Consider the following 1,391-nt stretch of genomic DNA (forward strand, 5'->3'; position numbering starts at 1 on the left):
CTTGCGGGTCGACGAGGGGTTCGACGGCCGGCGAAGGCTAACGCTGAACCTGGACCACCAGACCCAAGCGCCTCACATGGGTCAGGTCTCTCATAGCCCTTGGATCCCCGATCAGGGGCAGGTCAGATGCTGCACCGTCTACTCTACAGCAATGCGCGCTTCCCGGATGACCTCGCGCCACATCGGGACCTCTCGTGCAACTCGTGCCTTGAGGCCCTCGGGTCCATCTGCAATTGCCAGAGCGCCAGCTTGACGGTAACGCTCCTGGGTGTCTGGTCGCTTCAGTATAGACACTACCTCAGCAGCAAGCTTGTCCACGATTACCGAAGCTGTACCTGCCGGCGCGAACAGCGCAAGGAAGGTCTCCGAGTTTGCATCACGGATACCCAGGTCTTGCAACGTCGGCGTATCTGGCAGATCAAGTGCGCGCGCAGAGCCAGTTTGTGCCAATGCTCTGAATGCACCAGATTTGAGTTGTGGCGCGATCGAGCCTTGAGCTGCGCTAATGACATGCACCGCTCCAGCGAGCAGAGCCTGCGTTGCTGGTCCTGCACCAGAGAACGGCACATGTTGCATGCCTATGCTGGTGCGCAGCTTCAAGAGTTCACCAGCCAAATGCGGCGTGGTGCCAATGCCTGGGCTTGCATAGTTGAAGCGGTCAGGATGGGCCTTAGCCTGCGCGATCAGATCCTGCAGGCTGTCGATGCCGCTGCTCGGCAGCACCGCGATCACGTTCGGCGATGCTCCGAGTGTCGAGATCGGCTGGAAGTCCCGGATGGGGTCATAGGGAACACTGCGGTAAAGGCTTGGGTTCACCACGAAAACGCTGGAGGTAACCAGCAGCGTGTAGCCGTCTGCCTGCGCCCGTGCGACCGCGCCCATACCGATGTTGCCACCGGCGCCTGCGCGATTTTCGATAACGACGGGTCGCCCCAGCGCCTCGCTCAGCGGCGGGCCCAACAGGCGTGCCAGCACGTCTGTTGCACCGCCTGGCGGGAAACAAACCAGCAAGGTAACAGGGCGCTCCGGATAAGCCGCCATGGCAGGCTGGAGCCGGAGTGCACCCGATACGGATGCAGCTGCGCCTGCCGCGAAGAAGGCGCGGCGGCCGAAGTGGCTTTGCGGTGACATCAAAATATCCTCCCTAACCGAAAGTGGGACTGCAGCCTGAGGTTATCCTACCTTCGCCCCAACCGTGACGGCGCACCTTCCGTAACCGCCTACTTCGTAATAAGTGCGGGATACGTAGTTAGCCGCTACTCGCTTCCGAAGTCGCCTGCACCTCGGACTACTGGGGAATCTCAACTCAGCCCCCGCTAGAGCAAAATCTGACCGATCGGAGTCATTGGGGATTCCTCTCGGCCTCGAAATTTGATTCACCCTGCTGGCTG

1 protein-coding gene is annotated in these 1,391 nt (G+C 60.7%); it reads right to left on the reverse strand.

The window, feature by feature from the left end; translation table 11 throughout:
• Positions 1 to 138: 138 nt before the first annotated feature.
• Positions 139 to 1,131: a Bug family tripartite tricarboxylate transporter substrate binding protein gene (locus JMJ55_RS30375; protein WP_202829338.1), complete on the reverse strand. Its 993-nt coding sequence runs from the start codon at positions 1,129 to 1,131 to the stop codon at positions 139 to 141.
• Positions 1,132 to 1,391 lie beyond the last annotated feature (260 nt).

Source organism: Belnapia mucosa, from assembly GCF_016775475.1.
Lineage (GTDB): Bacteria > Pseudomonadota > Alphaproteobacteria > Acetobacterales > Acetobacteraceae > Belnapia > Belnapia mucosa.